This window comes from Roseicella sp. DB1501 (assembly GCF_013112485.1).
GTDB lineage: Bacteria > Pseudomonadota > Alphaproteobacteria > Acetobacterales > Acetobacteraceae > Paracraurococcus.
This window is the reverse complement of the sequence record NZ_JABFHG010000006.1, coordinates 42,432-67,171: the sequence shown is the minus strand read 5'-3', so window position 1 is coordinate 67,171 and position 24,740 is coordinate 42,432. Positions and strand designations below refer to the sequence as shown.

At 73.4% G+C, this 24,740-nt stretch carries 26 protein-coding genes and 2 tRNA genes; 10 read left to right on the top strand and 18 right to left on the bottom strand.

What is annotated here, in order from left to right; all coding sequences use genetic code 11:
• Nucleotides 1-266 precede the first annotated feature (266 nt).
• On the top strand, nt 267-1,049 hold the full coding sequence (locus tag HJG45_RS13095) for a TerC family protein (RefSeq protein ID WP_171612571.1): 783 nt from the start codon (nt 267-269) through the stop codon (nt 1,047-1,049).
• Between the two features lie 245 nt (nt 1,050-1,294).
• On the opposite strand, the gene HJG45_RS29215 is transcribed toward HJG45_RS13095, so the two are convergent.
• The 3 genes from HJG45_RS29215 to HJG45_RS13085 all read right to left on the bottom strand — a co-directional run bounded on the left by HJG45_RS29215 (nt 1,295) and on the right by HJG45_RS13085 (nt 2,816).
• On the bottom strand, nt 1,295-1,417 hold the full coding sequence (locus tag HJG45_RS29215; RefSeq protein WP_302479753.1) for a hypothetical protein: 123 nt from the start codon (nt 1,415-1,417) through the stop codon (nt 1,295-1,297).
• A gap of 27 nt (nt 1,418-1,444) precedes the next feature.
• The gene (locus tag HJG45_RS13090) at nt 1,445-1,807 is read right to left on the bottom strand and encodes a hypothetical protein (RefSeq protein WP_171612570.1); all 363 of its coding nucleotides are present in this window, start codon (nt 1,805-1,807) and stop codon (nt 1,445-1,447) included.
• Nucleotides 1,808-1,988: 181 nt separating this feature from the next.
• Nucleotides 1,989-2,816, bottom strand: coding sequence for an SDR family oxidoreductase (locus tag HJG45_RS13085; protein WP_171612569.1), 828 nt, complete (start codon nt 2,814-2,816; stop codon nt 1,989-1,991).
• 57 nt (nt 2,817-2,873) lie between these two features.
• Here HJG45_RS13085 and HJG45_RS13080 point away from each other — a divergent pair, with 57 nt between their 5' ends.
• Together HJG45_RS13080 and gmk are read left to right on the top strand one after the other, a co-directional pair.
• Nucleotides 2,874-3,755: a YicC/YloC family endoribonuclease gene (locus HJG45_RS13080; RefSeq protein WP_171612568.1), complete on the top strand. Its 882-nt coding sequence runs from the start codon at nt 2,874-2,876 to the stop codon at nt 3,753-3,755.
• Between the two features lie 48 nt (nt 3,756-3,803).
• Nucleotides 3,804-4,460, top strand: coding sequence for a guanylate kinase (gmk, locus tag HJG45_RS13075; RefSeq protein ID WP_171612567.1), 657 nt, complete (start codon nt 3,804-3,806; stop codon nt 4,458-4,460).
• Between the two features lie 110 nt (nt 4,461-4,570).
• On the opposite strand, the gene HJG45_RS13070 is transcribed toward gmk, so the two are convergent.
• Nucleotides 4,571-5,089, bottom strand: coding sequence for a DUF4142 domain-containing protein (locus HJG45_RS13070; RefSeq protein ID WP_171612566.1), 519 nt, complete (start codon nt 5,087-5,089; stop codon nt 4,571-4,573).
• 283 nt (nt 5,090-5,372) lie between these two features.
• On the opposite strand from HJG45_RS13070, the gene HJG45_RS13065 reads away from it, so the two are divergent.
• The 5 genes from HJG45_RS13065 to HJG45_RS13045 all read left to right on the top strand — a co-directional run bounded on the left by HJG45_RS13065 (nt 5,373) and on the right by HJG45_RS13045 (nt 12,350).
• Nucleotides 5,373-6,944 carry an alpha-amylase family glycosyl hydrolase gene (locus tag HJG45_RS13065; protein ID WP_171612565.1) on the top strand — a complete coding sequence of 524 codons (1,572 nt, stop codon included), beginning with the start codon at nt 5,373-5,375 and terminating at the stop codon, nt 6,942-6,944.
• Nucleotides 6,945-7,145: 201 nt separating this feature from the next.
• A complete protein-coding gene (locus tag HJG45_RS13060) occupies nt 7,146-7,508 on the top strand; it encodes an HPF/RaiA family ribosome-associated protein (RefSeq protein WP_171612564.1) in 363 nt (120 codons plus the stop codon).
• 198 nt (nt 7,509-7,706) lie between these two features.
• A complete protein-coding gene (locus HJG45_RS13055) occupies nt 7,707-9,611 on the top strand; it encodes an alpha/beta hydrolase (protein ID WP_171612563.1) in 1,905 nt (634 codons plus the stop codon).
• Nucleotides 9,612-9,718: 107 nt separating this feature from the next.
• Nucleotides 9,719-10,660 (top strand): DUF3365 domain-containing protein, encoded by a 942-nt coding sequence (locus HJG45_RS13050; protein ID WP_171612562.1) that lies wholly within the window; start codon nt 9,719-9,721, stop codon nt 10,658-10,660.
• 142 nt (nt 10,661-10,802) lie between these two features.
• Nucleotides 10,803-12,350, top strand: a complete 1,548-nt coding sequence (locus HJG45_RS13045) for a mechanosensitive ion channel family protein (RefSeq protein ID WP_171612561.1) — start codon at nt 10,803-10,805, stop codon at nt 12,348-12,350.
• A 159-nt stretch (nt 12,351-12,509) separates the two neighbouring features.
• On the opposite strand, the gene HJG45_RS13040 is transcribed toward HJG45_RS13045, so the two are convergent.
• From HJG45_RS13040 to HJG45_RS12985, 13 genes are all read right to left on the bottom strand, one after another.
• Nucleotides 12,510-13,682, bottom strand: coding sequence for a CynX/NimT family MFS transporter (locus HJG45_RS13040; protein ID WP_171612560.1), 1,173 nt, complete (start codon nt 13,680-13,682; stop codon nt 12,510-12,512).
• Between the two features lie 35 nt (nt 13,683-13,717).
• Nucleotides 13,718-13,800 (bottom strand) — tRNA-Leu (locus HJG45_RS13035).
• Nucleotides 13,801-13,815: 15 nt separating this feature from the next.
• Entirely contained in the window at nt 13,816-14,733 is a 918-nt protein-coding gene (locus HJG45_RS13030; protein WP_171612559.1) for an NAD(P)-dependent oxidoreductase, read from the bottom strand.
• A gap of 80 nt (nt 14,734-14,813) precedes the next feature.
• The gene (locus HJG45_RS13025) at nt 14,814-14,996 is read right to left on the bottom strand and encodes a hypothetical protein (RefSeq protein ID WP_171612558.1); all 183 of its coding nucleotides are present in this window, start codon (nt 14,994-14,996) and stop codon (nt 14,814-14,816) included.
• 112 nt (nt 14,997-15,108) lie between these two features.
• Nucleotides 15,109-16,182: an enolase C-terminal domain-like protein gene (locus tag HJG45_RS13020; protein WP_368040592.1), complete on the bottom strand. Its 1,074-nt coding sequence runs from the start codon at nt 16,180-16,182 to the stop codon at nt 15,109-15,111.
• A 198-nt stretch (nt 16,183-16,380) separates the two neighbouring features.
• Nucleotides 16,381-16,668: a hypothetical protein gene (locus HJG45_RS13015; RefSeq protein WP_174890463.1), complete on the bottom strand. Its 288-nt coding sequence runs from the start codon at nt 16,666-16,668 to the stop codon at nt 16,381-16,383.
• 134 nt (nt 16,669-16,802) lie between these two features.
• The gene (locus HJG45_RS13010) at nt 16,803-17,768 is read right to left on the bottom strand and encodes an SAM-dependent methyltransferase (RefSeq protein ID WP_171612556.1); all 966 of its coding nucleotides are present in this window, start codon (nt 17,766-17,768) and stop codon (nt 16,803-16,805) included.
• Nucleotides 17,761-18,129 (bottom strand): DUF423 domain-containing protein, encoded by a 369-nt coding sequence (locus tag HJG45_RS13005; RefSeq protein WP_171612555.1) that lies wholly within the window; start codon nt 18,127-18,129, stop codon nt 17,761-17,763. Before HJG45_RS13005 ends, HJG45_RS13010 begins: the two co-directional genes overlap by 8 nt.
• 90 nt (nt 18,130-18,219) lie before the next feature.
• A complete protein-coding gene (nfi, locus tag HJG45_RS13000; RefSeq protein WP_171612554.1) occupies nt 18,220-18,966 on the bottom strand; it encodes a deoxyribonuclease V in 747 nt (248 codons plus the stop codon).
• A 64-nt stretch (nt 18,967-19,030) separates the two neighbouring features.
• The gene (locus HJG45_RS12995; RefSeq protein WP_368040591.1) at nt 19,031-20,500 is read right to left on the bottom strand and encodes a long-chain fatty acid--CoA ligase; all 1,470 of its coding nucleotides are present in this window, start codon (nt 20,498-20,500) and stop codon (nt 19,031-19,033) included.
• Nucleotides 20,383-20,664: a hypothetical protein gene (locus HJG45_RS29445; RefSeq protein ID WP_368040595.1), complete on the bottom strand. Its 282-nt coding sequence runs from the start codon at nt 20,662-20,664 to the stop codon at nt 20,383-20,385. Before HJG45_RS29445 ends, HJG45_RS12995 begins: the two co-directional genes overlap by 118 nt.
• Nucleotides 20,665-20,927: 263 nt before the next feature.
• Complete coding sequence (locus tag HJG45_RS12990) at nt 20,928-21,842, bottom strand: metal ABC transporter solute-binding protein, Zn/Mn family (RefSeq protein ID WP_171612553.1); 915 nt, start codon at nt 21,840-21,842, stop codon at nt 20,928-20,930.
• Nucleotides 21,843-21,994: 152 nt separating this feature from the next.
• Nucleotides 21,995-22,768 (bottom strand): hypothetical protein, encoded by a 774-nt coding sequence (locus tag HJG45_RS12985; RefSeq protein ID WP_254452495.1) that lies wholly within the window; start codon nt 22,766-22,768, stop codon nt 21,995-21,997.
• A 199-nt stretch (nt 22,769-22,967) separates the two neighbouring features.
• Here HJG45_RS12985 and pip point away from each other — a divergent pair, with 199 nt between their 5' ends.
• On the top strand, nt 22,968-23,918 hold the full coding sequence (gene pip / locus HJG45_RS12980) for a prolyl aminopeptidase (protein WP_171612552.1): 951 nt from the start codon (nt 22,968-22,970) through the stop codon (nt 23,916-23,918).
• A 40-nt stretch (nt 23,919-23,958) separates the two neighbouring features.
• Here the strand turns inward: pip and HJG45_RS12975 are convergent, their stop codons facing one another.
• Entirely contained in the window at nt 23,959-24,468 is a 510-nt protein-coding gene (locus HJG45_RS12975; protein WP_171612551.1) for a ferritin-like domain-containing protein, read from the bottom strand.
• 134 nt (nt 24,469-24,602) lie between these two features.
• Here HJG45_RS12975 and HJG45_RS12970 point away from each other — a divergent pair.
• Nucleotides 24,603-24,679 (top strand) — tRNA-Arg (locus tag HJG45_RS12970).
• The last annotated feature ends 61 nt before the right edge of the window (nt 24,680-24,740 follow it).

Here is a 24,740-nt window from a genome sequence, read left to right as displayed (position 1 = left end):
GGCGGGGAGGGAGGCCGGTGGGCCGTTGCCCGGCGAGGCGATTGCGTACCCACTTGAGCACCAACGGCTCAGTCCCTTGACCGGTCCGAGGCTCCGAACAGGGCCCGCCGCACAGGCGGCGAAGCCAGGCGAAGGGGAGGTTTGCGCCCGGCGTCCGAGGGGCCCACATGCGGGCTAACAGTATAAGTCTCTTGCCCGATGATCCAAGGTCGGCAACACAGGCGCCCGAGTCGCGTTACGCGGCTGTAATCTGGGACACAAGCAGAATGGACAGTGAGATCGTCGTTGCCCTCATCGCCCTGATCGGCATGGAGGTGGTGCTGGGCATCGACAACCTCGTCTTCATCGCCATCCTCTCGAACCGCCTGCCCGAGCACCAGCGGGTCAAGGCGCGGCGCATCGGCCTCGGCCTCGCCGTGCTGATGCGCTTCGCCATGCTTGCCGGCACCGGTTGGCTGCTGAGCCTGACCCGGCCGCTCTTCGAGGTCTCCGGCATGGCGATCTCGGGCAAGGACCTCATCCTGCTGTCCGGCGGGCTGTTCCTGATCGGCAAGGCGACCATCGAGATCCACCACCGGGTCGATCCCGCCAGCCAGGAGGCGACGACGGTGGCGAATGCGGCGGTCGCGCTGTTCTGGCCCACCGTCTTCCAGATCCTGCTGCTCGACATGGTCTTCTCGGTCGATTCCATCCTCGCCGCGGTGGCGCTGACCCGCGAGTACTGGGTGATCGCGACCGCCATCGTCGTCTCGGTGCTGGCCATGCTGCTCTCGATGGACGCGCTCTCGCGCTTCATGGAGCGCAACCCAACGGTGGTGATGCTGGCGCTGGCCTTCCTGGTGATGATCGGCATGGTGCTGGTGGCGGAGGGGCTCGGCTTCCACGTGCCGAAGGGCTTCGTCTACGTCGCCATGGCCTTCGCCGCGGCGGTGGAGGGGCTGAACCTGCTGGCCAAGCGGGCCGGGCGCGGCCGGCGCGCCGGTGAGCCCCCCAAGGCGCCGGCGAAGACGGTGGTGGCGGAAGCCACGCCGGGCGAGGCGCCGCGATAGGGGCGCCTGCGCAGCTCCGGCGCTCGGCCGAAGGCGGAGGTCTGCACGGGTGCCGGAGGTGTTGCGTCTCGCCACGGCGGGCGTCGGCACCGCCACGCCCGGGCCGTGCCCTGGAAAAGCATCGAGGCCTCGCCCGTGCCCCGATGAGGGTCGGGATGCACTGGCCCGCAACGGCGGGCCGTACGGTGTGCGGTCGCTTCAGTTCGGCGCAACGGGCAGTATGGATGGCGTGTCGGGGGCGTTCTCTACAGCTCCGCGATCAAGGTTTCTGTGTCTTCAAGAAATTTCATAATATTATCAGCATCTTTTTGCAGGGATGCCATATAGCCTCCGGCACCGCCCCATGCCTCCAGCGTTTGCGCGCTCACCTTATAGTTTCCGTTGGGCTGTGCGCTTTATACTTTTCCTGTTTCCGAATACAGGCGCATGGCGTCATGCAGAAAGGAACGATTTAGGACCATTCCAGAGTAATGTGTGGAAGCCGAAGCAAGCATCTCCTGACGCGCCGCCGAGCGGGTCCGTTGCCCGCCTGACGTGCCGCTGTCGTCAGCCGTATCGCTGGCGTTCTGCTGCTGCGCGACGGCTTCCGCGAGTTGGCCCGTTCTCTCGCTGACGAGGACGGCATCGTCGCGGTCCCGCTTCGTCTCGTTGGTCCCGGCCATGCCCGCCGACGCCTGGATGCCGGCCTTCAGATTGCCGACCCTGACGGCGAGGCTGGTGATATCGGCAGCCTGGCTGCTCTGTGTCGATCCGATCATGGGTCCCTCACCTGCCGGGTAAAGGATCACGGAAGAACATGGAGGAATGGTTGTGAAGTCGGCACGGGCCAAGCCGTGATTGCATAAGCGCAACCTGAGGCAGGTCATAAACCCTTCGGGACATCGTCACCCCTCCGGGCGCCTTTGCCCGGTCCGCGCACTTCCCCGGTTCCACGCGCCGTCACCCCACCCCCGGCAGCATCCCCTTGGCCGGCGCCATGGCGAAGAGCGCGGCGCGCAGCCCGGGCGGCAGCGCCCCGCCCAGCCGCGCCGCGAGGTAGACCGGCCAGGGGAAGGCGATCCGCAGCCGACCGGCGGCGATGCCGGCCAGCGCCCGCCGCGCCGCCTCCTCCGGCTCCATCAGCAGCGGCATGGGGAAGCGGTTGGCCGCCGTCATCGGGGTGCGGATATAGCCGGGGCAGACGGCGTGCAGCCGGATGCCGCGCCGGCGCTCGGTGGCGTCCAGCGCCTCCGCCCAGCGCTGCACCGCCGCCTTGCTGGCGCAATAGGCCGGCGCCCCGGGCACCGCGATGAAGGCGGCGATGGAGGCGATGACGGCGACCCGCCCGCGCAGCCCGCCCGGCCCCAGCGCCTGGGCGGCCATGGCCTCGAGCGCCGGCAGCGCGGTGTTCAGCGCCCCGGTCAGGTTGGTCTCGAAGATCGCCCGCGCCTGTTCCGGCGGCTCGGTCGCGCCGCCGGTGCCGGCGGAGATGCCGGCATTGGCGATGACGAGGTCGAGCCGCCCCGCCGCGGCCACCCAGCCCCGCATCGCCGCGGCGTCGCGCACGTCGACGGCCTGCGGCAGGGCGGTGGCGCCGGCGGCGCGGCAGGCCTCGGCGGTCGCCTCGAGCCGCGCCGCGTCCCGGCCGCCGAGATGCAGCACCGCGCCCGGCCTGGCGCAGGCGAGCGCCAGGGCCTGGCCGATGCCGGAGGAGGCGCCGGTCAGCAGCACGTGCCGCCAGGGGTGGTCCGGCCGCGTCGCCCCGCCCGTCGCCTGCTGCTGCCGCATCGCTTGCATCCGATCCCCCGAGGCGGGAGAAACCGCCCAATGGGAACCCTTATGAGCATGACCGGCTTCGCGCGCGAGAGCGGGCAGCTTCCGGACGGCACCGCCTTCGCCTGGGAGATCCGCAGCGTGAACGGCCGCGGCCTCGATCTTCGCCTGCGCCTGCCGGGCGGCCAGGACGCGCTGGAGCCGGCGCTGCGCGAGGCGACCACCCGCCGCCTGAAGCGCGGCAATGTCTCGGCGACCCTCACCCTGAAGCGGGAGGAGCGGCCGCGGCTGGCGGTCGATCCGGCGGCGCTCGACCAGGCGCTGCGGATCGCCCTCGACCTCGCCGCCCGCATCCCCGGCGCCGCGCCGCCGCGGCCGGAGGCGCTGCTGGCCCTGCCCGGCGTGCTGCGCAGCGAGCAGGCGGAGCCCGACGAGGCGCAGGAAGGCGCGCGGCGCGGCATCCTGGCCGCCGGCTACGAGGCGGCGCTGGCCGGCCTCCTCGCCGCCCGCGAGGCCGAGGGCGGCAAGCTGCGCGCCATCCTCGCCGGCCTGCTGGACGAGATCGCCGCGCTGCGCGAGGCTGCGGCGACCGAGGCGGCCGGCCAGCCCGAGGCGCAGCGCGCCCGGCTGGTGGAGCAGGTTGCGGCGCTGCTCGGCGAGGGCGGGATCGCCCGCATGCCGCCGGAGCGCCTGGCGCAGGAGGTGGCGCTGCTGGCGCAGAAATCCGACGTGCGGGAGGAACTGGACCGCCTCGCCGCGCATATCGAGGCGGCGCGGGCGCTGCTCGCGGCGGGCGAGGGGGCGGGGCGCAAGCTCGATTTCCTGACGCAGGAATTCGTGCGCGAGGCCAATACCCTCTGCTCCAAATCCGCGACGGTGCCGCTGACGCGCATCGGCCTCGACCTCAAGGCGGCCATCGAGCGGCTGCGGGAGCAGGCGGCGAATGTGGAATAGCGGCGAGGCGATCACAGCCCGGGGCCGCGCCGCGTGACGCCGCCCAATATGGGGACCGATGCAGAGGCCGGTGGGGGGCGCGCGCCGTCGCGCCGGGGCCTGTGCCTCGTGCTCGCCGCCGCGCCGGGCGGCGGCAAGACCAGCGTCTCGCGCGCCCTGCTCGAGACCGAGCCGGAGCTTTCGCTCTCGGTCAGCGCCACCACGCGGGCCCCGCGGCCGGGCGAGCAGGAGGGGACGCACTACTACTTCCGCACGCCCGAGCATTTCGCCGCCGGCGTCGCAGCCGGCGAGTTCCTCGAGTATGCGAGCTTCCTCGGCCGCTCCTACGGCACGCCGCGCGCGCCGGTGGAGCGGGCGCTGGCGGCCGGGCGCGACGTGCTCTTCGACATCGAGTGGCAGGGACACCGCCAGCTCAAGGCCGCGATGCCGGCGGATGTCGTCGGCGTCTTCCTGCTGCCGCCGAGCCTCGCCGAGCTGGAGCGCCGCATGCGCGGCCGTGGCCAGGACGCCGAGGAGGAGATCGCCCGGCGCATGCAGGCGGCGCGCACCGAGATGGAGCACTGGGACGAGTTCGACCACGTGCTGGTGAACGACGACTTCCTGGCGACCGTCGCCGCGGTCCGCGCGGTGCTGCACGCCGCGCGCAGCCACCGCACCCGCCAGCCCTGGCTGGCCGACTTCGTCGGCGGCCTGCTGCGGGGATGAGCGCGCCGCCGCGCGTGCGGCGAAGGCCCAGGCGAACCGGAGGTTTGCGCCCGGCGCCAAGGGGGCGCTGAATGGCGGCCGTTGATGGGGGCCATCAACGGCCGTTGCTATCAGCCGAGCATCTGCGTCAGGTCCTGCAGCATGACGAGATGCTGCTGGATGGAGACGCGGGCGAGGGCGGCGATGTGCTGCGTGTCCTCGCTGCGGTTGGTGTTCTCCAGATAGCCCTGCTGCACCAGGAGCAGCGCCTGGTGCTGCTGGATCTGGCCGAGCACGTAGGCGCGGTCGAAGGCGGCGCCCTGCTGCGCCTGCAACGTCTTCAGCACCGCCTCATGATCGGCGTCGAGCTTCACCGGCGGCGGATTGTCGGAATTCGTCAGCACCTGCGCCAGCACGGTCTGCTCGGCGACCTCGAAGCCGGCGAACTGCTTCACCTGCCGGTGCTGCGCGCGTTGCAGCGCGAGCTCGCTGGTCTGTTTCGAGAGCGTGCCGCCCATCAGCGTGCGGCTCAGATACTCGCTCGGCGAGACGCGCGGCACGGTGGCGACCTGCGCCGCGGCGAGGTGCGGCGTGAGCGAGAGGGCGGCGAGGCCGGCGGAGCCGAGCAGGATGACGCGTCGATCCATCATGAGGCAGGTCCTTCTCCAGGGAGGGCGGCGTTCCGGGACGCGGCGTTCCGGGACGGGGCTCGCGTGTCACGCCGCCGCTGGCGGCCAGAACGGCCGGGCAGGGCCCCGGTTCGGCGGCGCGGCGGGGGTTGGTGGAAAACCATTGTGGGAACCCGCGCAAAGCTGGAAGGTTGCGCCTGCCTGCTGCCGGAGGTTGATCCGTGACGAGGTTCTTCTTGTCATCAAGGGCCGCACGAGGCCCCGCGCGCCGCGCCGCATCGCCCTCGGGCCAGGCCTGAACGGCATGCCGCCATGGTGGCAGGGCGCGGTGATCTACCAGGTTTATCCGCGCTCCTTCCAGGACAGCGACGGCGACGGGGTGGGCGACCTGCCGGGCATCGTTGCGCGTCTCGACCACCTCGTCGCGCTCGGCGTCGACGCGGTCTGGATCTCGCCCTTCTACCCTTCGCCGATGGCGGATTTCGGCTATGACGTCGCCGATCACTGCGATGTCGACCCGGTCTTCGGCCGCCTCGCGGATTTCGATGCGCTGATCGCCGCGGCGCATGCGCGCGAGCTGCGGGTGATCCTCGACTATGTGCCGAACCACACCGCCGACACGCATCCCTGGTTCCAGGCCAGCCGCGCCTCGCGCAGCGGGCCGAAGCGCGACTGGTATGTCTGGCGCGATCCCGCCCCGGATGGCGGGCCGCCGACCAACTGGCTCAGCGAGTTCGGCGGTCCCGCCTGGACCTTCGATCCCGTCACCGGCCAGTATTTCTACCACGCCTACCTGCCGCAGCAGCCCGACCTCAATTGGCGCAACCCGGAGGTGCAGGACGCCATGCTGGCGGTGCTGCGCTTCTGGCTCGACCGCGGCGTGGACGGCTTCCGGGTGGATGCCATCCACCACCTGGTCGAGGATGCCTGCCTGCGCGACAACCCGCCCAATCCGGATTGGGTGCCGGGCCAGTCGCCGGCGCGCCGGCTGCTGCGCACCCGCACCATGGACCAGCCCGAGGTGCAATCGGCGATCGCCGCCATGCGCCGCGTCAGCAATGCCTATCCCGGCCAGCGGCTGCTGATCGGCGAGGCCTATCTGCCGATCGACCGGCTCATGGCCTATTACGGCGAGGCGCTGGGCGGCTTCCACCTGCCCTTCAACTTCCACCTGCTCTCGACGCCCTGGCAGGCGGAGCCGATCGCGGCGCTGATCCGCCGCTACGAGGCGGCGCTGCCGGAGGGCGCCTGGCCGAACTGGGTGCTCGGCAACCACGACCGCAGCCGCGTCGCCAGCCGCATCGGCGCGGCGCAGGCGCGCACCGCCGCCATGCTGCTGCTGACCCTGCGCGGCACGCCAACGATCTACCAGGGCGAGGAACTCGGCCTCACCGACGTGCCGATCCCGCCCGACCGGGTGCAGGACCCCTGGGAGAAGCGCGTGCCCGGCCTCGGCCTCGGCCGCGACCCGGTGCGCACGCCGATGCCCTGGGAGGCCGGGCCGGAGGGCGGCTTCACCACCGGCACGCCCTGGCTGCCGCTCGGCCAGGACCACCGCGCCGCCAGCGTCGCGGCGCAAGCGGGCGATCCCGGCTCGATGCTCGCGCTCTACCGCGCCCTGCTGGCGCTGCGGCGGCGGGAGCCGGCCCTCGCCCTCGGCACCATCGCCGCGGTCGCGGCCGAGGGCGAGGTGCTGCGCTACGAGCGGCTGGATGCGGCGACCGGCCGGCGCCTGCTGGTCCTGCTCAACCTCGGCGGCGCGGAGCAGGGGCTGGACCGGTGCGGCACGCCGCTGCTCTCGACCCATGGCGCGCCGCCCGTCGCGGGCCGGCTGCGGCCGCATGAGGGGCTTGTCCTCGCCATCGAGGCGGGCTGATCCCGCGGCGCCGGCCCGTTCCGGCTGCAACGGCACTGGCGGGGGCGCGTTCGAGGCCAGGGACCGTCGAGGTCCCGGGCCTGGTTCCGCGGGCCTTGCGCGCGGAGGCCGGGATCCGCTGACCACCGCACAGGAAGGATGGTGGCGCCGGCATCGCGGTCCCACGGGCCGCACGGCCGGGCCACCGGGGAGAGATGCCGCATGGAACCTCGCCAGGACGCCGATGACACCGCGTCCCGCATCATCGTCTCCGGTCATCAGGTCGCTGTCGGCGAGGCGCTGCGCGACCATGCGACGGAGGCGCTCGATGAGCTGTCCCGCAAGTATTTCGGCCATGCGGAGGGCATCGCCTGTACCTTCTCCCGCACCGGCAAGGGCGGCTTCGGCTGCGCCATCCGAATGCAGAGCGGCAAGGGCCTGCATTTCGAGGGCGAGGCCGAGCACGAGGCGGCACCGGCCGCCTTCGCCCTGGCGCTGGAGCGGGTGGCGAAGCAGCTCCGCCGCCGCAAGCGGGAGCTGCGCGAGGACAAGCCGGTGAACCCGACCCGGGACGGGGTGCTCTGAACGCCCGACGAAGCCGCGGCAGGGCGCTGGGACGCGGCGCTGCCGCTGGGCGCGTCGGGGGACACGGATATGGGTTTCCGGCCCGATGGCGTCCGGGCACCATGCCGTGGCGGCCCGCGCCAGGGCGGCGCGACGAAGCGGCCAATAACGAGACGCGGTGACGCGACAGGGCGGATGCGGGGCAGGGAGGACGAAGCCATGGCCGACCAGGAAACCGGCGGGAGCAAGAGCGCGGCGGGGTTCGGGACGATCCCGGGGGCGGAGGCGATGCTGGCCTCGCTCGCCTCCTGGACCGCCGCCATGCCGCAGGCCGCGGCCGCGGGGGCGTTGAGCGACGCCACCCTCGCCGAGGGGCTGCGCCAGGCCAAGGCGCTGGTCGACCGCGACCCGCTGCTGCGCTCGGTCGATTCCATGTGGAACGCCAACCCATTGCGGGAGGTGATCCCGGTCGATTGGGGCGAGGTGGCGCGGGCGCTGCGCCTCGTCTGGATGCAGTCGCTCTCCGACCCGGCCTCGACCTTCACCTCGGCCACCGCGCTCGGCGCCAATGTCTGGCGCGCCGCGCTCGATGCCTGGACCGAGGCCGGGCAGCGCTGGCTCGGCGACGTCGCGCAGGATGGCAAGCCGGCCGAGGGCCGCGCCGGTGCCGACAAGCGCTTCGCCGCGCCGGAATGGCAGGCCAACCCGATCTTCCGCACGCTGAAGGAGGCCTATCTGCAGGCCTCGGAATGGCTGCTGCAGCGGGGCAAGGCGAGCGCCGGCCTCGATCCGGCGGAGCGGCAGCGGCTGGAATTCCACCTGCGGCAATTCGTCGATGCGATGAGCCCGACCCTGCTGCTGGCGAGCAACCCCGTGGCGCTGAAGCGGGCGATGGAGACAGGCGGCGCCAGCCTCGCCAGCGGCGCGCGCAACCTGCTCGAGGACGTGCAGGCCGGCCGCCTGTCCATGGTCGATGCCAAGGCCTTCGCGCCGGGGCGCAACCTGGCGATGACGCCGGGCAAGGTGGTGCACCGGAACAAGCTGGTCGAGCTGATCCAGTACGCGCCGCAGACCGAGACGGTGCATGCCCGCCCGCTGCTGATCCTGCCGCCCTGGATCAACAAGTTCTACATCATGGACATGCAGCCGAAGAACAGCCTCATCGGCTTCCTGGTGAAGCAGGGCTTCACCGTCTTCGTCGTGTCCTGGAAGAACCCGGACGCCTCGATGGAGGAGACCAGCATCGAGGACTACATGGATCTCGGCGTGCTCGAGACCAGCGACGTGGTGCGCGACATCACCGGCAGCGACACGCTGAACGTCATGGGCTACTGCATTGGCGGCACGCTGCTGGCGATGGTGCTGGCCTGGCTCGCGGCCGAGGGCGACAAGCGCTTCACCTCGGCGACCTTCATGGTCTCGCTGCAGGATTTCTCCCGCGTCGGCGACACGGCGGTGTTCCTCGGCGAGGGGGCGATCGATTCCATCGAGGCGCAGATGATGCAGCGCGGCTATCTCGACAGCCGCGAGATGTCGAACATGTTCAACCTGCTGCGCTCGAACGACCTGATCTGGGCGAACGTGGTGAACAACTACCTGCTCGGCGAGAAGCCGCCGGCCTTCGACCTGCTCTACTGGAACAGCGACGGCACCCGCATGTGCCGCGCCGCGCATGCCTGGTACCTGCGCAACACCTATGTCGACAACAACCTGATCACGCCGGGCCGCGTGGTGCTGAAGGGCAGGCCGCTCGACCTCGGCGCCATCAGGCAGGACATCTACGCCGTCGGCGCCGAGAAGGACCACATCGTGCCCTGGGACGCCGCCTGGCAGGCGACCCGGCTGTTCGGCGGCAAGGTGCGCTACATCCTCGGCTCCTCCGGCCATATCGCCGGCATCATCAACCCGCCCGGCGGCAAGGGCAGCTACTGGACCTCGGAGGAGGAGGCGAAGACCGCCGAGAACTGGCGCCGCGGCGCCACCAGGCATGACGGCAGCTGGTGGGGCGACTGGGCGGCCTGGCTGGCGCAGCGCTCGGGGCGCAAGGTGAAGCCGCCATCGCTCGGCAATGCGGCGCATCCGCCGCTGGCCGATGCGCCCGGCACCTACGTGCTGGAGAAGTAGGCGGCGGGTCTCGCGGGCTGGTCCTTGGGCTTGCGCAAGGACTGGCCGATCGCCGAGAATGCGGCCGACTGGACTTTCGGAGCTCGGCCGCCTTGCAGGTCCCCGGCGTGAGGCGGACGGTCCGCCGCATTCTTCTCTCGGTCTTCCTCGTCTCCCTGGTCGCCGGCGTCGGCGGCTTCTACCTCCTCCTGCAGGACCGCGCCCTGCGTCAGGCGGCCGCCGAGGCGCGGATCCTGCTGACCTCGGCCCTGGCGATCCGCGGCTACACCGCCGAGAACATCTTTCCCAAGCTCTCCCGCCTGCCGGCCGGCGAGTTCCACGAGGAGACCGTGCCCTCCTTCGCGGCGCAGACGGTCTTCCGCACCGTCGCCCGCAGCTACCACGCCTATACCTACCGCGAGCCGGCGCTGAACCCGACCGCGCCGGCCGATCGCGCCACGCCCTTCGAGGTGGAGCTGATCCAGCGCTTCCGCGCCGATCGCGGGCTCGAGGAGCTGAGCGGCGTGCGCGCCGCCGAGGCCGACCGGCTCTTCTACCTCGCCCGCCCGATCCGCATCACCAAGGAAGGCTGTCTCGCCTGCCACAGCACGCCCGAGCGCGCGCCGCCGGCCATGGTCGCACGCTACGGGCCGACCGCCGGCTTCGGCTGGCAGCTCGACGAGGTGGTGGGCGCGCAGGTGCTGACCGTGCCGGTGACCGAGGCGATGAAGGGCTCGCTGGAACTGGTCGGCATCCTCGGCCTCGGCCTAGCCCTGGTTTTCGCCGCCGCCTATCTGGCGCTCGCCCTGTCGCTGGACGGCATGGTGGTGCGGCCGCTGCAGGCGCTGGCCCGCGCCGCGGCGGCGGCGAGCCATGGCGGCGACCTGAGGCAGCCCTTGCCGCGCGCCGGCGCCGGCGAGCTGCGCGCGCTCGCCGAGGCGATCGAGCGGCTGCGCACCTCGCTCGGCAAGGCGATGGCGGAGTTGCGGGCGGAGGAGGCGGGACCGCGCTCCCCGGCGCGGCGCGCGGCGGCCCCAGGCCAGCCCATTCCGGCGGAGCCCGCTGAATGACGCCGGACGCACGACATTCCGACCCGCGGCCCGCAGAGCCAAGCGACCGAACGGGCGCCGCCACCGGTGCGGCGAGGCCAGGCTGCCGCTGGCAGCGCCCGGCGTTCGAGGGGCGGGACGGTGAATCCGTCCTGCGCTCCACATGAGCGGCCTGGCGCCGCGCCTGCCCGCCGCCTGGCCGCTGGCCCTGCTGGCGCTGCTCGCCGGCGGGCTCTGGCTCGCCTGGTGGGGAATCGGCGGCGATGCCGTGCTCGGGCATGGCCCGGTGCAGCTCGGCCTGCGCATCGCCGCGGTGCTGGCGACGGCGCTGCTCGCCGTGCTGGCGGGCGGACGTCTCGTGCTCGGCCTCGGCCTCTCGGCGACGCTCGGCGTCGAGCCGACCGGGCTGCAGCGCGCCATCGCCTATGCGCTGCTGACCTTCGCCGCCTCGGCCGCCGTGCTCGCCTCCTTCGGCCTCGACATCACAGCGGTGCTGACCACCTCGGCCATCCTCACCGCCGCGGTCGGGCTGGCGATGCAGCCGACGCTCGGCAGCCTGATCTCCGGCCTCGCCCTGCACATGGACCGGGTGCTGCGCGTCGGCGATGCGGTGGTGCTGGATGGCGACCTGATCGAGATCGTGCGGCTCGACTGGCGCACCGCGGTCGGGCGGCGGCGCGACGGCGCGCTGCTGGTGATCCCGAACGCGCGGATCAGCAACGAGACGCTGGTGATCCACCAGGGCGGCCGGCCGATCCGCAGCGACGTGCTCTTCCACGCGCCCGCCGGCCTGCCGGCGCAGCGCGTCACCGACCTCGTCACCGACCTGATCGCCGATTTCCCGCAGGTGGATGCGGCGATGGCGGTGATGGTGATGGTGGACGGGCAGGAGCCCGAGCACGCCGCCATCCGCTACCGCGCCCGCTACTGGGTCCGCCAGCTCTGGGACCGGCCGGAGATGAACAGCGAGGTGCTGCGGCGCATCCTCTACGCCTTCCGCCGCGAGGGCATCCCGCTGCCGGCCTCCCGCCTCGCCCTGCCGGAGGCGCGGCAGCCCGTGCCGGAGGCGCCCGGCGGGCTGGCGGCGGCGGTGGCGGCGCTGCTGCCCGGCACGGCGGCGCAGCGCCTGGCGGAGGGCGGCCGGCCGCTGCTCTACGCGCCGGATGAGCGGCTGATCCTGCCCGCCGCCTGCGAGGGCTGGGCGCTGCTGCTGCTCGCCGGGAGGCTGCGGCCCGAGGCGGGGACGGGCGGGCTGCTCGCCGGGGCGGCGGCGGTGCCGCCGCTGGCCATCCAGCGCCTCGGCCGCGCCGCGACGCTGCGCCGGACCGCCGATGCCCTGGCGCAGCATATCGGCCCCTTCGCCGAGCATGCCGTGCACCGCCTCGCCGCCGCGGCGCCGGATCTGGCGGCGCTGCGGCGGCAGGTGGCGCGGGAGATCGAGGACCCGGCGCGGCGCGCCCGCTTCCTCGCGGAGGTGGGACAGGAGGAGGAGCCCTCGCTCGGCGCCGGCTCGGTGCTGCGCGCCCGGCGCGACGCGACCGGCCGGCTCGCCGCCGACCCGCCGGTGCGGGCGGCGACGGAGGCGCTGCTGCTCGCCGTGCCGCCCGCGCTTGCCGCGCTGCTGCCCGGCCATCCCGGCGCCGAGCCGCTGGTGACGCTGACCGCGGCACTGGCCGAGACCGGGCCGCAGCGGGGGTCAGGGGATGCGTAGATCCCGCAACACCGCTGCGCGGCGTTGCGGGGGCGCCGTGCTTCGCCGCAGGCCCTGAGCGCGTCACAGCCTGCCGCGGCCAAGCCGCGGCAGGGCAACGGATAGCGACGGTTTCGATGGGCGTGGTGATGCCCAGTGGATCGTGGGCGGCACGCGGCTTCAGGCCGCCGCCGGGCGGCGCCGCAGCACGCGGTAGGCGACATAAAGCGGCAGGCAGGCGAGCAGCAGCGCCGCCGCGAAGGCGAGCGCCGCCGCCGGGCCGCCGAGGCGGTCCTGCCACCAGCCGGCGATGGGCGGCAGGCCGGCATGGCCGAGATAGAGCCAGGTGTAGAACAGCCCCATGCCGGTGGCCCGGCTCTCCGGCCGCAGCGTCTCGGCGGGCATGGCCATGATCACCCCGACCGGCAGCCCCTGCACCAGGCCGAGCAGGAGCAGGACCGGCAGCGGCGGCGCCTCGGGCGGGAGCAGGGGCAGCAGCAGCAGGCAGGCCGCCCAGCCGGCATAGCTGCCGACCAGCAGCGCCGGCCGCCAGCCCGGGCGCTGCGCCAGGATGCCGCCGACCTGTCCGGCGGCGACGCTGATCCAGGTGATCAGCCCGACCAGCGAGCCGGCCGCCGCCGGCGTGCGGCCGGCGCCGATCAGCAGCAGCGGCAGGAAGGCGGCGGTGATGGTGAAGGCGCCGTTGACGATGCCCCACATGGCGCCGGCGAGGGAGACCGGCACCGCCTCCCGCCACGGGATGCGCCAGCCGCCCGGCCCCGCCGCCCCGCGATCATTCGGATGCCTCCGATAGCCGAGCAGCACCAGGAGCAGCGCCGCGGCGGCGGCGAGCGCCGTTGCGCCGAGGGCGACGCGCCAGCCCTGGCTTGCCGCCAGCCCGCCCTGCACCAGCAACGCCAGGCCGAGGCCGATGGGGAAGGAGTTGACGAAGACCGTCATGGCGAGGGTGATCTCGCGCCCGGCGAACCAGTCGGTAACCATCTTCGCCATGAGCACGTTCAGCAGCACCGCGCCGAGGCCGGAGAGCAGCCGGCCGGCGGCGAGGCTGGCCTGGCCGCCGGCGAGCGCGGTGACGGCGCCGCCGATCGTCATCAGCGCCAGGCCGAGGACGACGATGCGCTTGTCGCCAAAGCGGCGGCCGAGCAACCCGCCGGGCAAGGCGAGGGCGAGGCCGGGCAGGAAGTAGAGGCCGATCAGCGCGCCGAGATCGGCATAGGAGAGGCCGAGATCGGCGACCAGCGGCGCCCCGGCCGAGGCGAGCGACTGGAACTGGAACCCCATGCTGGTCCGCGCCAGGGTGAGGACCGCGAGGGCGAGCCAGCGGGGTTCCATGGTGGCTCTCCCGGGTGGTGGGATCGGCGAGGGACTGCCCGCCGGGGGACTCGAACCCCCACATCCTTGCGGATTGCGGATTTTAAGTCCGCTGCGTCTACCATTCCGCCAGGCGGGCCTGATGGTGCCGGGCCTACTTGCCCGCCCGCACGATGCGCCGGCAATGCTCCAGCGCGGCGCCGATCAGGTTGTCGCTCGCCTCTGGCGTGCGGAAGGCGGCGTGCGAGGTCAGCGTCGCGTTGCGCAGCCGGGTCAGCGGATGGCCGGCCGGCAGCGGCTCCTCCACGAAGACATCGAGCGCGGCATGGCCGAGCCGCCCCTCCTGCAGCGCCGCGATCATCGCCGCCTCGTCCACGATGGCGCCGCGTGCCGTGTTCACCAGGATGGCGCCCGGTTTCATGCGGGCCAGGTGCCCGGCCGAGAGGAAGCCGCGCGTCTCGTCGCTCAGCAGCAGGTGGATGGAGACGACGTCGCTCTCGGCCAGCAGCCGGTCCAGCGCGACGAACTCGACGCCGGGCAGGGATTTCGGCGAGCGGTTCCAGGCCAGCACCCGCATGCCGATGCCGGCGCAGAGCCGCGCCATCTCGGCGCCGATGCCGCCCGTGCCGACAAGGCCGACCGTCTTGCCGGTGAGCTGCGTGCCGACCACGCGCGGCCAGTCGCCGCCGCGGATGGCGGCATCCATCATCGCCGTCTGCCGCGCCGCGTCCCACATCAGGGCGAAGGCCATCTCGGCGACGGCGGTGTCGCCATAGCCCTTGATGATGTGGACGGTGACGCCGAGCTCGGCCAGCTCGTCCGGGTTCATGTAGCTGCGCGCGCCGGTGCCGAGGAAGACGATGTGCTTCAGGTCGGGGCACTGCCGCACGATGTCGGTGGGGAAGGGGGTGTGGTCGTCGATGGCGATCGCATGGCCCTTGAGCAGGTTGGGCAGCGCCTCCGGCCGCGTGTCCGGGTCGCGGTGGATCGCCACCTCGGGGTCACCGGGGCGCAGCAGCCGCTCGGTCACCGCCGCCAGCGACGGGTTGGCATCGACGAAGAGTGCGCGCATGGCAGCCTGTTCCCCCGGTTCGGTGCGGGCATGGTAGCGGCGCGGCCGGGCCGGTCCAGTCCGCGGCACCGATGGGGGGCTCAGCGCCGCCCCTCGGTGCTGGGCAGCCGGTCCACCGAGGTGAGGCCGTCCCGCGCCCCGATCGCCTCGTCATAGGTCATGCTGCCCCGCATCGGCCCGCCCGGCAGCCGCAGCCCGACGACCGGCCCGCAACCCGCGAGGCCGAGCAACAAGGCCGGCAGGACGAAAGCCCTGCCGCCCACCCAGCCGCCTTCCGTTGCCCTGCCGCGGCTTCGCCACGGCAGGCTGTGACGGATCTTCGACCAGAGACGACTCACGGGCCCTCCGCGGCGGCGCGCAGCGACGTCGTGGGGATCAAACCTCGGCCCGCCACCGCGCCAGCGCCGCCTCGTCCCACTCCAGGCCAAGCCCCGGCCGCTCCGGCACCTGCGCCATGCCCTCCCGCACCACCAGCGGGCTGCGCAGCAGCGGCCCGGCGATGTCGAGATGCTCCAGCAGATGCGCGGTCGGCGTCGCCGGCAGCAACTGCGCGCTCGCCTCGATGAAGATGTGGGAGGACATCGGCACGCGATGCGCCGCGGCCAGCGCCGCCGCCTGCTGCCAGCCGGTGACGCCGCCGATCTTCATCGCATCCGGCATGCAGAGATCGACGGCGCCCGCCGCCAGCGCCCGCGCCATGCCCCGTGGCCCCCACCAATTCTCGCCGCCCTGCACCGGCAGGTGCAGCGCCCCGCGCAGCGCCGCCAGCCCGGCATCGTCATCGACCGGCAGCGGCTCCTCCAGCCAGCGGACATCGAGCGCCTGCAGCGCACGGCCGCGCCGCTCCGCCTCCGGCCGGCTGAGCGCCTGGTTGTAGTCGACCAGGATGTCGACCCCGTCGCCGACCGCGCCGCGCACCGCCCGCACCGTCTCCAGGTCATCTTCCAGCCGTGCCTGGCCGAGCTTGAACTTCACCGCCCGGGCGCCGAGCGTGGCGACGGCGCGGCCCGCCTCCTCGGCCAGCATCGCCGCGCCCCAGCCGCGCAGCGAGGCGTAGATCGGCAGCGGCCGCGGCGCGGCGCCGAGCAGCCGGCAGAGCGGCTGGCCGGCCGCCTGGCCGAGCGCGTCCCACAGCGCCATGTCGATGGCCGAGAGGGCGATCTGCACCAGCCCCTCCGTGCCGAGGATGCGCAACCCGTCATGCAGCTCGGCCCAGAGCGTCGCCGGCGCCAGCGGCCGGTCGGCGAGCCCGGCGCCGATGTTGCGCACCAGCGCCGCGGTCGGGCCGAGCGCGGCCGGGGTGTAGGGGAAGACATAGGCGCAGCCCGCCGGCCCTTCCGCCGTCTGCACCTCGGCGATGACCAGCGGCGCGCGCGGGATGGTGTTGAGGCTGTTGCGCAGCGGCGGGTCGAGCGGCGCATCGACCGCGCGCGCGGTGAGGCTGCGGATGGTCAGCGACGGGGTGATGGCGGCGTCTCCTCGGCCTGTTGGCGAGGATGCTGCCGGATCGCCGGTGCGGGGTCGAGGGTCGGAAGGGCGGCGCCCTGGACCATGATCCGCTCACACAGAGTCGCGGATCAGGATCCAGGCCGTTGTTTGGTCGCGTGAGTCACGCTTTTCGGTGAGGCCACCGCAAGCGATCACGCCCTAGCCTTGCGAGAGGGCCGATCCGCGTGTCCGGGCCGCCGCGCCCATGCCCGCGCCGCCCGCATTCGCATCCAGCAGCCGCCGCTCGCGCCGCGTCAGCATCCGCCGCGCCACCAGCCAGGAGATCGGCAGGGCGATCAGCAGGCTGAGGGCCGCGGCGCCGTAATAGAGGCTGGCGGCGAGGCCGAATTGCTCGCGCAGTCCCGGGATCACGGCCAGCGGCAGGGCCAGCGCGCCGAAGCAGACGGCGGCGACCGGCATGAAGGCGAGGGCGACGATCTTCCACATCGGCTGATGCTCCTTCCTCCGCGCTGGAGCGAATGGAGGGTTGATCGCCCCGGTGCGGCGTTGTGCCTGCTGGGGAACGACACTGTGGCATCGGGGTTGCAGAGCTCTGGCCCGCTGGCCGGCCCAGGCCCGCCTCAGCCCGGCCCCAGCCGGACGAACATCAGCTCGTGCCGGTTGTGCGCGCCGTGGAACAGCAGGGCGCCGGGGATGGCGGCGAATTCGGCGGCGATGTCGTGGTCCGTCTCGCCCTGGAACTTCACCGTGCAGACCAGGTGCCGCGCCCGCCCCGCTTCCAGCCAGCGCCGCGCCAGCGCCAGCAGCCGCGCCGGGTAGCAGATGACGTCGCTGAACAGCCAGTCCACCGGCGGCAGGCTCAGCGGGTCGAGGCCGAAGGCGCTCTCCTGCCGCGTCTCGACATGCGGCAGGGCGGCGATGGCCGGGTCGAGCGGGGCCTTGTCCACCGCCGTCACCCGGGCGCCGAGCCGGGCCAGCGCCCAGCTCCAGCCGCCGGGCGCGGCGCCGAGATCGAGGCAGGTCTCGCCCGGCAGCGGCCAGCGCCCGACCCGGGTCAGCGCCTCCCACAGCTTGAGATAGGCGCGGGAGGGCGGGCCCTCGCGGTCCTCCAGGAAGCGGACCTCGCCATTGACGAAGGGGCTGGTCTTGGTCGGGCTGGCCAGCAGCCGGTCCGGCGCCAGCAGGGTCCAGGCGCCGAGATGCCCGGCGGGCGCCGGCTCGGGGAAGGCGAGGGGGCGGGCTTTCACGGGCGGCAGGCGCTCGGCGATCAGCGCCGCGCGGCGGTGCTGCCCGGCGGCGTAGAGCGCCCAGTTGCGCTGCATCCCCCGCAGCGCATCGGCCGCGGCCTTCACCGAGGGGGCGGGCAGCTCGCGCGGGGCGGTCCAGGTGTCGAGCGCCCAGGCGGCGGCGGCGGGCGGTTCCGGCGAGAGGGCGAGGCGGCCATGCCAGGCGACGATGCTGCGGCCGGCGCGGCGCAACTCCTCGGCCAGCGGCGCCTCGAAGCCCTCGGCGGCGAGATAGGCGGCGCCGATCCCGCCCGCCGGCGGCGCCGGCTCGGGCCCCAACTCGGACACCGACTCAGACACGGATCACGGCCGAGGCGGCGAGCAGCCCCCAGGCGACCATCAGCAGCGTGCCGCCGATCGGCGCCATCGGGCCGAGCGAGACGCCGCCGAGGGCGCTGGCATAGACGCCGCCGCAGAAGAGCAGCAGGCCGAGGGCGAAGCCGGCCGCCGCCAGGTTCGGCAGCGCGCCGCCGCGCCGCTCCGCCCAGAGCGCGGCGCCGACCAGCGCCAGGGCGTGCCAGCCCTGCATGGTGAGGCCGCTCTGCAACGCCGTCAGCCCATGCGCGTCGAGCCGGGCCGGCGCGGCATGCGCGGCCCAGGCGGAGAGGGCGACGGTGGCAAGGCCGAACAGGGCGCCGAGGGCGAGCCAGAGACGGTGCATGGGAGGGGCTTCGGGCATTCCGGGACAGGAGCGGTTGGGCGGGGGCGGCGGGGATATGTAGAGCGGATTGGGCGGGGGCGCGACGGGCCCTTACCCTGATGCCTCGGGCTCGGCCGCCCCGGCCAGCGCCGCCCGCCGCACCGCATTCGCCGCCAGATGCGCCTGCCGCGTCGGCTCCGGCAGGCGGTAGCCGGTGAGGCAGCGCCGCACCCAGTCCACCGCCCCCTCCGGCGAGACCCGGTGGCCGACCGAGATCCAGAGCGGGTTGGCCCGTCGCCGACTGCGCAGCACCGTGCCGAGCCGGCGGCCTTTCCAGAGCAGCGGCTGCACCGCGCCCGGCTCCTCGCCGAGCGGCGCCTCGAGGCGGCCCACCAGCGGCGACTTGGCGACGCCGATGCTCGGGATGTCGAGCACCACGCCGAGATGCGCGGCGATGCCGAGGCCGCGCGGATGCGCCACGCCATGCCCGTCGACCATCACCAGGTCGGGCTTCGGCTCCAGCCGCGCCCAGGCGGCGAGCAGCGCCGGCACCTCGCGGAAGCCGAGATAGCCGGGGATGTAGGGGATGCTGGCGCGCATCGAGGCGCCGGCCCGCGCCACCACCTGCAGCCCGGGCCAGTCCAGCACCACCACCGCGGCATGCACCCAGCCCTCGGGGTCGAAGCGGGTGGTGCTGATGTCGACGCCGCCCAGCAGCCGCACCGGCGGATGCGCGTCCCGTGGCACCACCCGCGCCGCGAGCTCGATCTGCGCCGCCTTCGCGGCGGCGAGGTCGGGCGGCAGGAGCCAGTCCGGCGGGATGCCGGGGGCGCGAAGATCCGTGCCGGCCTGCTCCATCTCCGCCGCATCCTCCCTGTCCGGCTCGTCCAGGGCGAACCCGGCGAAGCGGGACAGGTTCCGTTCAGCCGGGCGGCTGCCGCAGCAGGTAGTCCTGGTAGTCCTGGCGCAGCGCCCGCTTGTTCAGCTTGCCCGTCGCGGTATGCGGCAACGCCTCCACCAGCAGCACCGCATCCGGCCGCCACCAGCGGGCAACGCGGCCATCCTCGTAGAGCGCGGCGACCGAGTCCGGCGCCAGCGCCCGCCCCGGCTTCGGCACCACCAGCAGCAGCGGCCGCTCCTGCCAGCGCGGGTGATGCGCGGCGATCACCGCCGCCTCCAGCACGTCGGGGTGGGAGACGGCGATGTTCTCGAGCTGGATGGAGCTGATCCACTCGCCGCCCGACTTGATGACGTCCTTGGAGCGATCGACCATCTCGGCATAGCCCTCCGCGTCGATGCTGGCGACGTCGCCGGTGCGGAACCAGCCATCGGCATCGGCGGCGCCCTCCTCGCCGCGGTTGAGATAGGCCTGGCAGACCCAGTGGCCACGCGCCTCGAGATCGCCGAAGGCGATGCCGTCCCAGGGCAGCTCGGCGCCCTCGGCATCGGTGATGCGGATATCGGCGCCGCAGAGGACGCGGCCCTGCTTCAGCCGCACCCGCATCGCCGCCTCGGCGTCCAGTTCGGCATGGGCGGCCAGCGGCGCGTTGATCGTCACCGTCGGGCTGGTCTCGGTCATGCCCCAGGCCTGCTGCACCGCGACGCCATGGCGGCCGAGCCCCTCGATCATCGCCCGCGGCACGGCGGAGCCGCCGCTGGCGACGCGCCGGAGCGTCTCCAGCCGCGCGCCGCTGCGCTCCAGCGCCTGCAGCACGTCGAGCCAGATGGTCGGCACGGCGGAGGCGAAGGTGACGCGCTCGGCATTCAGCAACCGCACCAGCGAGGCGCCGTCGAGATGCCGGCCCGGCAGCACCAGCGCCGCCCCGGCCATCGGCGCGCAATAGGGCATGGCCCAGCCGGTGGCGTGGAACATGCCCGCCCCGACCAGCACCCGGTCGGTGGCGCGGAAGGCAAAGGCATCGGCGGTGTTGGCCGCATAGGCGTGCAGCATGGCGGAGCGGTAGCTGTAGAGCACGCCCTTCGGCCGCCCGGTGGTGCCCGAGGTGTAGCAGAGGGCGCTGGCGGTGTTCTCGCCGAAGACCGGCCAAGCCTGCTCCCCGGCCTCGGCGGCGAGCAGCGTCTCGTAGTCGTGCAGCGCGATGCCGGGCGGCAGGGGCGGCGGCGCCCCCTCGCCGAGCAACACCACGGCGCGCAAGGCCGGCACGCGCGGCGCGAGGGCGGCGACGAGCGGCGCGAAGCCGGGGTCGGCGAAGAGCACCGCATCCGCCGCATCGTTCAGGATGAAGGCGATGTCCTCCTCCGACAGCCGCGGATTCACCGTGTGGCAGACCGCGCCCATGCCGGAGACGGCGTAGTAGAGCTCGAGATGCCGGTGGTCGTTCCAGGCCAGGGTGGCGACCCGGTCGCCCGGCTCCAGGCCGAGCCGCCGCAGCGCCCCGGCGAGTTGCCGCGCGCGCCGTTCGAGCGCGGCATACCGATGCGGTGCGTGCCGCCATCGGCCAGCGCCGAGACCACCTCGGTCCGGCCATGGTGGCGCGCCGCATGGGTGATGATCGAGGAGAGGAGCAGCGGATGCTGCTGCATCAGGCCAAGCATCGTCGGGCCTCCCGCTGGAGCAGATCGCGGGAGGGCGCGAACGCCCGGACGCGTGACTCTGCTCTGGAAACAACAGGCTAGAGCATTTGCCGTGAACCTGGGTGAACGGCGGATGCTCCAGGGGCAGGGTGGGTCCCGGCGGCTGGCGGCGGCAGCATGGCGCGGGCGGCGGCCCGGCCGCGCGCAATTTCCGGCGATCCCGGCAGCGCCCATTCGGGCGCTCGGCGCTATGGGCCGCAGGTCGGAACGTCGTGCGCTTGGTATTACCCCCGCATCGCCGCCGCCATCAGCCCGACATTGTGCCGCATCATCGCCTCGTAGCTCGGCGCCGGGCCGTCCGGCGGCGAGAGGGTGTCGGCGTAGAGCCGGCCGCGTACCCGCACCCCGGCATCGGCGGCCAGGCGCTCGATCACCGCCTGGCTGCCCTGGCCCTCCAGGAAGACGGCGGTGATGCCCTCGGCCCGCACCTGGCGGATCAGCGCCGCCACCTGTGCCGCCGAGGGCTGCGCCTCGGGCGAGAGGCCCTGCGGCGAGAGCATCCGCACCCCGTAGGCCGCGGCGAAATAGCCGAAGGCGGCATGGCTGGTGAGCATCACCCGCCGCGCCGGCGGGATGCCGCCGAGCGTCTCGCGCACCCAGGCATCGAGGCCGGCGAGGCGGTCGAGATAGGCGGTCTCGGCGGCGCCGATCGCCTCGCCACGCGCCGGATCGGCCTGGCGCAGCCCGGCGGCGATGGCCCGCGCATAGGACTGGGCGAGGCGCACATCCTGCCAGGCATGCGGATCGGGCGCCTCCGCCCCATGCGCATGCCCGTGCGCATCGGGCGCGGCGCGGCGCGGCGTGATGCCCTCGGTCGCGGTGACCAGCGGTCCGGCATAGCGCGTGGCGGCGAGCAGCCGGTCCAGCCAGGGCTCGAAGCCGAGGCCGTTGCGGATGACGAGGCCGGCGCCGCGGATCGCCTCCGCCTCCGAGGGGCGGGGCTGGAAGAGATGCGGGTCGGCCCCCGGCCCGGCCAGCACCTGCAGCGGCAGCGCCGCACCGCCGAGCTGGCGCGCCATGTCGCCGAGGATGGAGAAGGAGGCGATGACGCGTGGCCCGGCCTGCGCCCGGACGCGGACGGGAAGGAGGCCGGCGGCGGCGAGCGGCAGCAGGGCACGTCGGGGGAGAGGGGCTGGCATGATGTTATAATATTGCATTGCCCGATCGCCCGCCAGATCGGGGAGCGTGGGAGGCGCCCGCCATCCGCAGGCGCCTCCCGTTGCCCTGCCGCGGCTTGGGGCCGAGGGGACGCCTGGGGCCCCGCAAAGCCGCGAACCGGTTTTGTGGGGCGTTAACCGCGGCCGAACCAGCGGCGCAGCCGGCCCATCAGCCCCTCGCCGCGCGGCGCCAGCTTCTGGTGCGCGACATGCGGCCGCCGCGCCGGCGGCGGCAGGGCGCTCGCCACGGTGTGGCGCTCGGCGTCATGCGCGGCGATCAGCCGCAGCTCCAGCCCGACCACCTGTGCTACCGCCTCGGGCGGGTCGGACAGGCCGAGCGCCTCGGCGGTCGCCGCCGCATCTGCCCAGGCCCCGGCGCGGCGCAGCGCATCGATGACGCGCACGGTTTGCTCGGAATCGAGCGGCGGGCCGCCACGCCAGAGCGCCACCGCCTCCAGCCGCCAGTGGCGGGCCAACTCGTCCCGCTCGAGGTCATCCGCCACCCAGGCGGCCTGCAGGGTGGCCTCGGCCGCCGCGTGCAGCGCCCCCGTCTCCTCCAGCACATGCGCCCAGGCGAGGAAGCGGCGGGCCAGCGGCGGGTAGCTCGTCTCGGCCAGCAGGGCGCGGAAGGGGGCGGCGGCCACGGCCTGCGCCGCCGCCGGATGCGCCTTGGTGATGTTCGGCGCGGCATAGCCGCAGGAGGGGCATTGCTGCAGCCAGCGCGCCATGGTGGAGCGCACCGGCTCGCCCGGTCGCAGGTCAAGGTCCGGCGCCTGCTCCGGCGGGTTCGGGCGGAAGGGCGGCTGGCGGCTGCCGGTGCCGCAAACGGCGCAGCGCGGCAGGGCTTCGGCCGCGGAGGGCCGGGACGATGCGGAGGACGGGGCCGGCATTTGCACGAAGGTAGGCATGGCCGGGGGAAAACCGAAGGGGCGGCGGGCGGCCCGCTGACGATTCCCCGGCGGCGTGTCCCGCAAGGGGCGCAGGGGAGACCGGCGGGGCGCCCCCGCGGGCGGATACCGGCGGCATGGCCGGGACGGCATGCCCGGGCGGCGTCTTTCCGGTGACGCCGCTGTTGCCGGCGGGCCGTGCGCCGGGGATATTGCCGGCATGCCGCGCGGCGACCTGTTCCCCGATATCGCACCCTATGAGACCGGACTGCTGCCGCTGTCCGGCGGCCATGTCATGTACTGGGAGCAGGTGGGCAATCCCCGCGGCCAGCCGGCGCTGTTCCTGCACGGCGGCCCCGGCGCCGGGGCCGGGGCGGTGCATCGGCGCTTCTTCGACCCCGGCCACTGGCGCGTCGTGATCTTCGACCAGCGCGGCGCCGGCCGCTCGCGCCCGCTCGGCGAATTGCGGGAGAACACGACGCCGCATCTCGTCGCCGATATCGAGGCGCTGCGCCGCTCCCTCGGCATCGAGCGCTGGCTGCTCTTCGGCGGTTCCTGGGGCTCGACGCTCGCCCTCGCCTATGCCCAGGCGCATCCCGAGCGGGTCACCGGCTGCGTGCTGCGCGGCGTCTTCCTCGGCCGCCGCGCCGAGGTGGAGTGGTTCCTGACCGGGCTGCGCCGGGTCTTCCCCGATGCCTGGGCCGCCTTCGTCGAGCACCTGCCGGCGGAGGAGCGGGGCGACATCCTCGGCGCCTATCTGCGCCGGCTCTGCGACCCCGACCCGCTGCTGCACCTGCCGGCGGCCCGCGCCTGGAGCCAGTACGAGGGAAGCTGCAGCACCCTGCTGCCAAGCCCCGACACCGTGGCAAGTTTCGCGCAGGACCGCACCGCGCTCGGCCTGGCGCGGATCGAGGCGCATTATTTCGCGCACGACCTCTTCCTGCCGGAAGGCGGACTGCTCGCGCATATGGACCGCATCGCGCATATTCCGGCCGAGGTGGTGCAGGGCCGTTACGACATGGTCTGCCCGGCCGAGACCGCCTTCGACCTGGTGGCGGCCTGGCCGCGGGCGCGGCTGACGGTGGTGCCGGATGCCGGGCATTCGGCACTCGAGCCCGGGGTACGCACGGCGCTGGTGAGCGCCGTCGAGCGGTTCCGGCGGCGGGGGTAGAGGGGACGGGCCGCCGCGCCCGCCCGTTTGGCTCCCCCTGTCAGATCCCCGAGGTCTTGCCCTCGGTCTCGCGCTGCACATAGGTGCGCACCACCTCGGGCAAGGCCTGGCCGGCCCATTCGGCCATCGCCTCCTCCTCCTTCAGCGATTCCTGCAGCAGCGGCTCGGCCTGCGCGTCGCCCGCCATGCGCGCCATCTCGATCAGCGCCTTGTAGGAGGCGATCTCGAAATGCTCGAAGGCGTAGTTGGCGAAGCTGTTCTTCAGGATCTCGTCCTGCATCGGGACATGGGCGAGGGCCGCCATGTTGCCCATGAAGCCGGTGGCGAGGTCCTTCAGCGTGCTCTCGCTGGTGCCGTGCGCCTGCAGAATCTGCTCGAGCCGCTGCGACTGGCGGCGCGTCTCCTCGATATGCTGCTGCAGGCGCTGGCGCATGGCCGGGTAATTCTCGATCCGCTCCACCTGGCGGGAGAGCAGCTGATCCGCCTGCGCTTCCAGGGCGTGCGCGTTGCGCAGGCCGGTGAGGTAGATGTCCTGGATGGAACTGGCCATGTTCGAACTTGTCCTGATGATGCTATCCGCGCCAACGGGCAAGGGGCCAGGGCGGTTGCTTGCGCCGGCGGACAGGCCAGCGGATCGGGCAGGCGCTTCAAGCGCCCGGCCCGGCATGCTAAGCAGGATGCCGCGTCTCCGTAGCTCAGCCGGATAGAGCACCAGATTCCTAATCTGGGGGCCGTGGGTTCGAATCCCGCCGGGGACACCATTTCCTTCCACAAACTCGCTCTCCGGTTGGCCGGCCGGCATCTGGAACCGCAGGTTGCGCC